General features: G+C 37.9%; 10 protein-coding genes and 1 pseudogene. 6 read left to right on the top strand and 5 right to left on the bottom strand.

Features of this window, described 5'->3' with window-relative positions:
- The 3 genes and pseudogenes from L2764_RS24020 to L2764_RS24010 all read left to right on the top strand — a co-directional run.
- A pseudogene (locus L2764_RS24020) lies at positions 1–107 on the top strand (IS30-like element ISVsa7 family transposase); the annotation flags it as partial.
- A gap of 54 nt (positions 108–161) precedes the next feature.
- A complete protein-coding gene (locus L2764_RS24015; RefSeq protein ID WP_248942903.1) occupies positions 162–422 on the top strand; it encodes a hypothetical protein in 261 nt (86 codons plus the stop codon).
- 24 nt (positions 423–446) lie between these two features.
- On the top strand, positions 447–725 hold the full coding sequence (locus L2764_RS24010; protein WP_248942902.1) for a hypothetical protein: 279 nt from the start codon (positions 447–449) through the stop codon (positions 723–725).
- An 89-nt stretch (positions 726–814) separates the two neighbouring features.
- Here the strand turns inward: L2764_RS24010 and L2764_RS24005 are convergent, their stop codons facing one another.
- Genes L2764_RS24005 through L2764_RS23990 form a run of 4 tightly spaced genes read right to left on the bottom strand, consistent with a single transcriptional unit; the run spans position 815 to position 3,819 of the window.
- A complete protein-coding gene (locus L2764_RS24005; protein WP_248942901.1) occupies positions 815–1,939 on the bottom strand; it encodes a glycosyltransferase family protein in 1,125 nt (374 codons plus the stop codon).
- Positions 1,936–2,325 (bottom strand): GtrA family protein, encoded by a 390-nt coding sequence (locus L2764_RS24000; protein WP_248942900.1) that lies wholly within the window; start codon positions 2,323–2,325, stop codon positions 1,936–1,938. Before L2764_RS24000 ends, L2764_RS24005 begins: the two co-directional genes overlap by 4 nt.
- Complete coding sequence (locus L2764_RS23995; RefSeq protein ID WP_248942899.1) at positions 2,318–3,283, bottom strand: glycosyltransferase family 2 protein; 966 nt, start codon at positions 3,281–3,283, stop codon at positions 2,318–2,320. Before L2764_RS23995 ends, L2764_RS24000 begins: the two co-directional genes overlap by 8 nt.
- Positions 3,283–3,819, bottom strand: coding sequence for a hypothetical protein (locus L2764_RS23990; protein ID WP_248942898.1), 537 nt, complete (start codon positions 3,817–3,819; stop codon positions 3,283–3,285). The genes L2764_RS23995 and L2764_RS23990 overlap by 1 nt, the downstream gene beginning before the upstream one ends.
- Positions 3,820–4,401: 582 nt before the next feature.
- Between L2764_RS23990 and L2764_RS23985 the strand changes: the two genes are divergently transcribed.
- From L2764_RS23985 to L2764_RS23975, 3 genes are all read left to right on the top strand, one after another.
- Complete coding sequence (locus L2764_RS23985) at positions 4,402–5,133, top strand: hypothetical protein (protein ID WP_248942897.1); 732 nt, start codon at positions 4,402–4,404, stop codon at positions 5,131–5,133.
- Between the two features lie 240 nt (positions 5,134–5,373).
- Positions 5,374–5,841 carry a hypothetical protein gene (locus L2764_RS23980; RefSeq protein ID WP_248942896.1) on the top strand — a complete coding sequence of 156 codons (468 nt, stop codon included), beginning with the start codon at positions 5,374–5,376 and terminating at the stop codon, positions 5,839–5,841.
- Positions 5,842–5,844: 3 nt separating this feature from the next.
- Entirely contained in the window at positions 5,845–6,894 is a 1,050-nt protein-coding gene (locus L2764_RS23975; protein ID WP_248942895.1) for a porin family protein, read from the top strand.
- A 134-nt stretch (positions 6,895–7,028) separates the two neighbouring features.
- Here the strand turns inward: L2764_RS23975 and L2764_RS23970 are convergent.
- A partial coding sequence (locus L2764_RS23970; protein WP_248942894.1) for a non-ribosomal peptide synthetase occupies positions 7,029–9,591 on the bottom strand: 2,563 nt, incomplete at its 5' end.

The following is a 9,591-nucleotide window of genomic DNA, read 5'->3' as shown; positions in this document are numbered from 1 at the left end:
CCAATGCTGAATTTTTAATTAACATGAGGCCAAGAAAGGCGTTAAACTTTCTCAGTCCTTATGAGTTTTTAACAGGTAAACGTGTGTCGCTTATTGCTGAGATCTAGGATGGAACGATTTCAGCCTTCGACAATATTAACGCCCATACTGGCCTAAAAATCATGGGTAATTCTAAATATAGTTACATTTATGGTTCTGATACGGCTATTGTTGTAGGAAATAATAATCGATATGAACTGGGTATAACGACAGCCATCAATATTGGTCTCAAATTTGATTTGGCTATTTTAAATAAAACAACAATTGATTTATCGGCTTGGGACTATAAACTAGAGCATACCTTTTTTGGCGCACATAGCACCAAAGCAACCACCATAAAGAATGATATCATTTTACAAAAAGCAAAACTTGCTGCTGAATAAATAGCATTTCTACAAAGTAGTTTATTGGCTAGCACTTCCAAACTCAACCTAGTCACAAATGCTGTAACCAATGTCACTAATGACGTTAAGCTGATTGCCAATGATGTTCGCTCAAAAGTCTTAACAGTCCCCCAGACAAAAGCCGATATTCAACAGAAAGCGATAGAGATTAATGCTGTAACAGCAAGGCTAGATAATGCTGAAGCTGAAGCTAAAATTAATGTTGTATTAGCCGATCATGAAGCATCTCTCGAGTCAGCAGGGGTTAATATTATCGATGCGGGTATTACAATGTTCGGCTAAGGTTATAGGATATTTATCACCCCGAGTTCAGGTTAATTAACACTTGAGCATGAAAATCAGTTGTTTAATATCTCTATCACATACGAGAATCAAACCGTGAAAAACTTACTCATAACAAAACCTGTAACAATAAAACTGAGACAAGCTGATGAGAGTACTAACAGTGCCGTTTGTAAGTTTGGTTTCTTATCAGACAGTGCAATAAAGGCAATATAGACAGGCGCGAGTCCAAATAAATAACGAGGCATGGCTGTGATCCCCGTTAAAAGAGGAATAAAAGTGCAAATAAAGACAAAAACAGCTTCAGCCCAAAGCCTTCTATAAACTAAATAGAGATTAATCAACCATCCAAAGGTAACCATACCAACTAGGTACAAGCCCTTCCCACCATCAGATAAACCTTTTGCCAACCAATGGACCGGTGAATCAATATGACGCGTCCAAGCTATTTGGATATGAGTAAAGGCAAAACCATCACCCACCAAAAAATAGAGATAAAGCATATAGCTAAACAAAATGAAAGGAATAATCCACAACGCAGCGATGACCTCAAGGCCTTTATTGGTTTTAAAAAAAGACCGTAATCCGTAATGCCTAACGGCAATGATTAACACAGGGAAAACACTCATAACCCCTAAATTTCGAGTACCCGCAAGTAATAACCCAAATACGGCAACGTATAGCCACTGCTGCCGATAACTCAATAAAAACACCGCTAATGTCAGCGCCAAGAAGAGCGATTCAGTGTAACCACTCACAAAATAGACAGAATAAGGAGAGAAGGCTAATAACCATAAAGGAAAATAACCTTTTTTAGCAAACCCCATTTGGCGAGAAAGCATTAATATTAAGGTCAACGCCATGAAAAAAGAGACGTTACTGATAAGATAAAGAGACAATATCGGTGAGTTAAAAAATATATTCACCCCTTTCGCAAGCAAGGGATAAACTGGCATAAAAGCCCAGTTTGCAGCATTGTGGTCAGATAACCATTGGGGAGCTAAATCATAACCAAACTGCATTATCCGCTGATACCAAACACAATCAAATCGACAAAAGGCCGCTAGAACAGTGTTATCTCCGCCATAGATCCTACTGGCCACCAATCCAATAAAATAGATAAACAATCGACTTAATAAAAAAACGAATATAATCATTTTCCAATCAGCTTTGGATAACCGTACTCCCTTAGGAGTACTCACTTCATCTATCATCTAAACACCCATAACTTTGATAAGAAATAAGTCAAAATAGGGACTGAAAGTGTCGAAAGCAATATGGCATTCCAACCCGTAAGAAACCCTGCATTAATAATATAAAATAACAATATGTTATTAACGACAAAGCCTAAAAGAGAGACGCCTAAAAACTTCATCATTGAACCATTAACTTGAAAAGTAAAATGTTTATGCCCCCAGAAAGAAACAAAAAAAGCAATGGAAAAAGCAATGGCGTTAACCCCGAACTCAGGAAAGTTTGCTTGATAAAAAAAAACTAAACGTGAAACAGACAAGTGCACTATGGTTGCCAAAACACCCACAAGTGCAAAACGATTGAGTTGCCAAAAATGGGAGGCTGCCGTTTTCATTGCACTATTCATTGGGTGTATCTTGACGCTGATATTGCCCCGTCACTTTATCAATTAAATAAATAGGCCTTTGTTTTATTTCAGTGAAAATCCTGCCTATGTACTCCCCTATGACGCCTAAAGAAATGAGTTGTACGCCCCCTAAAAACAAAATGACAGACATAATAGAAGCATAACCGGGCACCTTAATACCTAGAAATAAAGTATCAATTAAAATATGAGAGGCATAAAGAAAAGCAAAAAAAGAAATACCAAATCCAATATAACTCCATACTCGTAATGGCCAACTCGTAAAACTCAAAATACCATCTAATGCAAAATTCCATAAACTCCAATAATTAAACTTAGTACAGCCTAAATTTCGCTCAGGCCGTTCAAATGGAACCCCTATCGCACGAAAAGCAGTCCAGGCAAACATGCCTTTCATAAAACGGTTTCTTTCTGGCATTTGATTGAGTGCATCAATAACCTTACGATTAATTAATCTAAAATCTCCCGTGTTTTCCGGTAACTTAGTCCTATGTGATAACATATTAAACAATTTATAAAAACCACCCGCAGTACAGCGCTTCATTACCGTATCAGCACTTCTATCAACCCGAACCCCATAAACAGTATCGTACTCTCCTGTACGCCACAGACGGAAAAATTCTAAGATAATAGCAGGGGGATCTTGTAAATCGACATCCATAATGACAACGGCATCTCCTCTTGCATGTTTCAAACCCGCCGTCATTGCCGCTTCTTTGCCAAAGTTTCGAGCTAAATCAATTAAACTAATATTGTCATTTACCACTATTTCAGCGCTGATCATATTAACGGTATTATCAGTACTGCCATCATTTACAAAAAGGATATCTAGATGTTGATATATTGATGCCAGCTCAACTTTTATCGCTTCAATAAATACCGAAATATTCTCTTGTTCATTATAGACAGGAACAACAATTGTTAAATTACAACTACTCATTATTTCGGATCCTTAACGGTTAGACTATTAAGTGAAACTGACGAGGATGCACTAATCATTAATGTATTCACGGCATCAGGATTATCATTAATTAATTTCTTAGGTATGTGTATAGTGACAGGTTTAACGTTATCGACTACCAATAACTTTTCAAAGCGCTCTCCTGCAATAGAGAAAACTAACTTTATATTTTTATTCGTTGGAAAAAAGTAAAAACTAAACGTTGTTATATTATTTACCTCCCTTAAATTAAATAACAATTTCCCTTTATCTAACAGTAATGCCCGTCCTGATTTAACCGACTTTTTACTCCAACCATCACGGCTAAAGTAAGGCTTTAATTCTTTAGTTGAAAGTGTTACATCCATAGGCATAAGTAAATCAGGCACATCTTGAACATAAAACATGGTACTATTTTTAATGTAATACTCCAAATAAGATACTGATACTTCAGGTGTTAATGACAAGGACAACACGTAAGAGTAGAATAAAGAAAGTATCCCTACGCTGAAAATGAGCACTTTACCTTTTTTCATAAGAAACCCATCAATCCTGAATAATGCTATTCAACTAATAAAAAGAGTCACTCGAGTTTAATTTAACGCCAATTTATTCAAATATATATTACGGAAAACATATCATATCAAGAGTTCAATATAATTCAGCACAATAAAAATTAATAAAAGGTAACTTATTGATTTTTAATTTTACCCACGGATAAATTAAAAAACAATCAAACTGAATGCAAACACAAAAATCAATATATGAACAAAAAAAGAACAAAAAAGGAACAATGAATCAAGTTGTAACAACTACGAATAAAGAGTTAAAGAGTTAAAGAGTTAAAGAGTTAAAGAGTTAAAGAGCATCAAAATCAGATATCTCATCCCCCTTAAACAAAACAATAAGACATACACAAAAAACATTAACTAATGTTAATGTTAACAGAAAAATGTTGCTTAAATCATCATACCTGTTATTAATGGTGTAGATGATAATGAATTATATCCACCTGATAGTATTACTATAAAACTAACAATACTTAAACACTCTAGATAACAAAAAGGTTCTTCCGAAGATTAAAACAAAGAACTTAAAACGAATAAATAGGTGAGTCTATGGCCGAAACAACTCTGGATACAACCACTAGTACAACCACTAGTACAACCACTAGTACAACGACTGACACGACAACAAACTCAAGCAATGATATTAATATCAATGACCCTTCAGGAAAAGTAAACAGCTCTAAGAGTCTCAATTGGTTTACTGGCTATAAGCTTGTCGCCACAAGTTCGTTCTCATTTACATTAGGCTCATCGATTTCGACAACCTTAGGCGCTTATACCAATATGAAAATGGCGGGTGCTGTTGGCGTAACCATTGGCGCAAAATTCGATCTCACCATTGCCAGTAAAAACTCTGTTGATTTACTCCTTAATAAGTATGCCGTCAGTAAAGTCGCTTTAGGAGAAAGTAGCACCAAAGCGACTACCATTAAAAATGACATAACAGCGCAAAAAGTAAAACTCGCGGCTGAAGAAATGGCGGTTCTACAAAGTAGCTTATTGGCGAGTACATCTAAACTCAACTTAGTCACTAATGCCGTAACCAGTGTCACTAATGACGTCCGTCTCATTGCCAATGATGTTCGTTCAACAGCCTTAAGAGTAACTCAAACAGAAGTCGATATTCAACAGAAAACCACAGACATGAATCAAGTCACAACAAGACTCGATAATGCCGAAGCTAAAATTGACACAACTGGAGTGGTATTAGCCGATCATGAAGCTTCACTCGCATCCGCAGATATTAATATCATCGATGCAGGTATGACAATGCTGGCATAATAATCTCAAACCAGTTGCCCCCTTCAACTGGTTTGGATATATCACATAAAAACTACTTTTCTTATTTTTGATTCATTATCATTATCCGTTAATTCAAAGCATCCCCATATTTTACCTTTCAGAATACGATGATAACAAAAGTTGTTTATACGTATTTATTTATTATAATTTTTTTGTCTTTTCATTAAATGTACACTACCTTGAAGATATAATAATTTTAAGGGATTAGAATATACTCAGATGAATAAAAAAAAACCATCAATGCTCACCTCACCCCCTCAAACTTTACTATTACTTTGGTTTACCTTTATTAGTACTTTCGCCTATGCTGAAGATACAAAGTTTGCCGTTTTCTCAATGAATCCTGATTTACCTAAAATAAGTAATAGTAAAGTCAGGATGATTTATAAAGGAAAAACGGACAAACTCAATAATAAGAAAATAGAATTAGCTGATTGGGAAAATAATTCCCGTTATAAAGAAGAATTCTATAAAATATTACTCGGAAAAACCGTATCCCAAGTGAATGGCTATTGGGCGAGTCTTGCATTTTCTGGCAAAGCCTCTTTACCTCATATAATAGATGGCGACAATGTCGATGAATTAGTGAGTTGGCTAAAAGAAAATACGCACGGGATCGGCTATGCACCAAGTCCTCTGGTTCCAGAAGATGCAAATATATTGATTACTATAGAAAAAGGACAGTAACGGATGAACTTTCCTAAACACATAATCTCTTCTATCATCGCCTTGACTCTGACATCAACGCCAGCACTGGCCGCCATTGAAATTACCCCCGATTTCAATTTAAGTGGCTTTGGTTCGACCTCAATAGCAAAATCAGATAACAAAACGCCATTATATCTCAATCGAGAAATAACCGATGACACTTGCTATGACTGCGATACCATTTTTGGCATTCAGCTCGATTATGACATCACAGATGACTTAGCCGCGTCACTACAATGGGTTAAACGCCCTCAAGATGAATGGAGTGATCCCGAAGTTGAATGGGCTTATTTATCTTATGATATTAGTGATTTAACCGTAAGAGGCGGCCGATTAAGACTGCCGCTGTTTTTAGCCTCTCAATACTATTATGTATCTCAGGCTTATTACTGGAGTCGACCGCCACAAGAAGTGTATGACAGTATCGCTGGTATTACCTTTTACGATGGCGGCGATATCACTTGGAAGCGCGATCTATCTGATGAACTCAGCCTCAGTGTTAACCCTTTTTATGGCAGTAATCGCACTTACTCTATCGAAATTACCGACATCAAAGTTGATATCGAAACCGATTTACTCATCGGCCTAGCCATGGATTTATCCGGGTATGATTATCGATTCCACTATGCTTATATGCGCTCAAAATATAACGTTAATGGGGGCGATACCACCACCACACTCAACCTACATTCCTTCGGCTATGAGCTGTCATGGAAGCAATTTCAATTTATGTCTGAGGTCGAAACCGATAGTACCCAAACCAATTGGTATGTGAGCACCGCCTATAATATAAATGATTTCACCACGTATGTGACTTATGCTGAAGGGCATCAAGCCATCCCAAGCCAGAGTATTACCCCCGGTGTACGTTACGATATTACTCCCACAATATCGGTGAACTTAGAATATCAATATGAAAATATCACCTCGAATGAGCCCTTTTCTCAAGGCTTATTTGTTCTCCCGCCAGAGCTGTATTCAGAGAAAAAAGATGCCAACCTCGTGACCTTTATGGTGAATTTTATCTTCTAACTGATTTTATAATTTATCTACACACTGACCTTCTCACTTATCAATAATAAAATGAGAAGCAATAACAAAAAACTCAGTAGCTACACTATAAAGTGGCTACTGAGTTTTTAATCTCACACGCTATTAAAGAATATTTACGAAGAACGATTAACAATATTCGCACTTATCGTCTCAACGGCCTCAATGATGTTGATATGATGCTTATCTTTTATCGGTACTATCTTAAGCGGATTATCCATCACAGTTTGAATGTTGTTGTCGGCTAATTGATTGATTAATTCATCAAATTCAATTTGAGCCTCATGATCTTTCTCATTGCACATCATCTCTTCGGCCTTAAAAAGTGTCACTCTAGAATGGTTAAGTGAGCCGCTTAGCCTTTCTTGATGTATATCGTTTTCAAAAGGCGCGGCTTCTAGTACCCGCTCTAAATATTCCTTCGTTACATCTCTACCCATCGCCATTTGTACCGGATCCGAATGAATATCCTCATCCAACTTATCTAAAACCGCTCTCGTTGCATCATTATGAATAACCGTATCCAATAAATAGACCTGCACATCGGTATAACCGCGTAATTCCAATTGGTAAGCCATCTCGAGTGCAATATTCCCCCCCAATGACCAGCCCAAAATATTGATCGGCCGATGATGCAGCTTAGCTTCAATAATCAAATCAAGATACATTAGTGCGATAATTTTCAATGAACCAATTTTAGTGTCTGACATTAGATTGTGATTATCGATCCCAATACAATTAAATCGCGGTGCCAATGCTAATCCCAAATAATGATACACCTCAGCGCCTGCTGTCCCAGGGTGGATCATTATCAGCTGTTCTTTCGCTTGAGAAGCGGGTGTTAAAGTATAAAGTAACGATGCAGCTTGCTTTCTTTGTCCACTAAACGCACACAAACTCGAAATCTTCGGGTAAGAAAATAACGTCACTAAGCTCACATCAAAACTTGCCCTCATACTCATCTCAGTGACTAAGCTAATTGCTTTAATCGAATCACCGCCAATATGAAAAAAATCATCCCAAATACCCACTTTTTCCAGCCCGAGAACTGCTTGCCAAATTTGACACAGCTGTTGCTCAATATCATTTCTAGGCGGCGAGTAATTGGTTACATCAATCAACATCGGATCGGGTAGGGCTCTTTTATCCAATTTACCGTTAAGAGTTAACGGCACGGCCTCAATCACTGTGACACTTGTCGGGATCATATACTCAGGTAAACTCGCCGCTAAGCCTTGCTTGATCCCTTCAATATCTAATGTTAATTCGGTTTCTGCGAGGTGACGCGATAATGACCGTCGATCATTGTTAAAATAAATCGAATCAATAGAAAAATCGGGCACAATATAAGCGGCAAGGAAATGATGCTGCATCGACTTATAATCAAGTACTACGGCTTGCTTTATGCCGCCTAACCTTTCTAATGCCGTTTTTATTTCACCTAATTCGATACGATGACCACGGATTTTAACTTGTTCATCGTTACGGCCTAAATACTCTAAATCGCCATCCGATAAATACCTGACTAAATCGCCGGTTTTATACAGGCGGGTACCACCATTAGCAATATCTTTTTCACTGGAAAAGGGATTGTCGATGAAGCGTTCAATCGTTAACTCGGGGCGGTTTAGATAACCACGGGCAAGGCCCACCCCACCAATATACAATTCACCGGAGCTGCCTATGGGGACCAGTCTGGTCATTGCATCGAAGACAAATAACCGTGTATTGGCATAGGGTTTGCCTATTCCTTCATCCTTATCAACATCATACCTTGAAAAAAGTGCTCCCACTGTCGTTTCCGTCGGCCCAAATTCATCTATAACATCGCATGCTATGTGAGTTAGCTGAGTGGCATGATGGGGTTGTAATTTTTCTCCACCTAAGATGAGTTGTTCAACTTTTGCAGAAGACCCCGATAACAGTGTAGTCGCCATGCTTGGCGTCATTTTAATGGTATTGATTTTATGTATATTCAAATGTTTTTCATAGGCTTGGATATCAAGTGTATTTTCAGGGTAAATGTAAATTGAACCTCCGTTCAGAACTGGACATAAAGACGTAGTAACGGATAAGTCGAAGCAATAATTGGTAGAGAAATCTGTCTTTCCTAATGATGATGGTAATTTTTCAATAAGTGAACAGAGATAATTGATAACACAAGTATGCTCAATCATCACCCCTTTCGGCTGCCCCGTTGTCCCTGAGGTATAAATCACATAGGCTAAATCTGAGGACCGATTAATTGAGAAAAGGTTATCGGATGGATATGCTGCTAAGCTATTCTCATTCACACTATCATTATTCGTCCTTTCGCCATTTACAGGAATGACAGTACAATCTAGCTCACTGGCTCTGAGCCATTCGCTCAACTGCGCTTCATAATGTGCTTGAGTGATAATAAAGGGCGCAGCGGTGTCTTCTAGCATAAAAGTGGTGCGCGCCTGCGGATATTCAGGTGCGATTGGCACATAAGCGCCGCCCGCCTTTAGCACCGCGAGAATACTAATCACCATCTCCAAACTGCGGTCCAAGTACAGCGCAATTAAGGTGTCGGGTTTTAGTGAGGTTTGATGCAACTCTTGATACTGGCTACGAATATGATGAGCCAGCTGATTGGCGCGTTGATTCAGTTCATCATAAGTTAGCTCTGAGCCTTCAAATACCAGTGCAATATTA

Origin of the sequence: Shewanella surugensis (assembly GCF_023284005.1) — a bacterium.
Taxonomy (GTDB): domain Bacteria; phylum Pseudomonadota; class Gammaproteobacteria; order Enterobacterales; family Shewanellaceae; genus Shewanella; species Shewanella surugensis.
This window is presented reverse-complemented; position numbering and strand designations above follow the sequence as displayed.

Coding starts and splice junctions, on each gene's coding strand:
- L2764_RS23980 (WP_248942896.1), top strand. CDS start 5,374: ATGAATAAAAAAAAACCATCAATGCTCACCTCACCCCCTCAAACTTTA.
- L2764_RS23995 (WP_248942899.1), bottom strand. CDS start 3,283: ATGAGTAGTTGTAATTTAACAATTGTTGTTCCTGTCTATAATGAACAA.
- L2764_RS23975 (WP_248942895.1), top strand. CDS start 5,845: ATGAACTTTCCTAAACACATAATCTCTTCTATCATCGCCTTGACTCTG.
- L2764_RS24005 (WP_248942901.1), bottom strand. CDS start 1,939: ATGATAGATGAAGTGAGTACTCCTAAGGGAGTACGGTTATCCAAAGCT.
- L2764_RS24000 (WP_248942900.1), bottom strand. CDS start 2,325: ATGAATAGTGCAATGAAAACGGCAGCCTCCCATTTTTGGCAACTCAAT.
- L2764_RS23985 (WP_248942897.1), top strand. CDS start 4,402: ATGGCCGAAACAACTCTGGATACAACCACTAGTACAACCACTAGTACA.
- L2764_RS23990 (WP_248942898.1), bottom strand. CDS start 3,819: ATGAAAAAAGGTAAAGTGCTCATTTTCAGCGTAGGGATACTTTCTTTA.
- L2764_RS24015 (WP_248942903.1), top strand. CDS start 162: ATGGGTAATTCTAAATATAGTTACATTTATGGTTCTGATACGGCTATT.